At 63.4% G+C, this 383-nt stretch carries 1 protein-coding gene; it reads left to right on the forward strand.

The annotated features are described in order from the left end of the window. Positions 1 to 383 (forward strand): aldehyde dehydrogenase family protein (locus EN780_RS38455; protein WP_128276693.1); only part of this gene is annotated, 383 nt, incomplete at both ends.

A 383-nucleotide genomic window follows, 5' to 3' on the forward strand; every position in this document is an offset into this window, starting at 1 on the left:
CCGCAGTTTCGAGGCCGGCAGTTGGTCGGGCATGCCGCCGCGGGAGCGCAAGAAAGTCCTGCTGCGCTTTGCCGATCTGATCGAAAAGCACAGCGCCGAACTCGCGCTCATCGAAACGCTCGATTGCGGCAAGCCGATCAACGATTCCCTCAGTGTCGACTTGCCCGACTCCGTCGAGACGCTCCGCTGGCATGCGGAGGCGACGGACAAGATCTATGATCAGATGTCGCCGGCGCCGCGTGACGTCGTGTCGATGATCGTGCGCGAGCCGATCGGCATCGTCGGTGGCGTCATTCCCTGGAACTTCCCTCTGTTCGTCGCGATGTGGAAGTTGGCGCCCGCCCTGGCGGGAGGAAATTCCCTCGTCCTGAAGCCGGCCGAAC

Origin of the sequence: Mesorhizobium sp. M4B.F.Ca.ET.089.01.1.1, assembly GCF_004022605.1 — a bacterium.
In the GTDB taxonomy this organism is placed as follows: domain Bacteria; phylum Pseudomonadota; class Alphaproteobacteria; order Rhizobiales; family Rhizobiaceae; genus Mesorhizobium; species Mesorhizobium abyssinicae.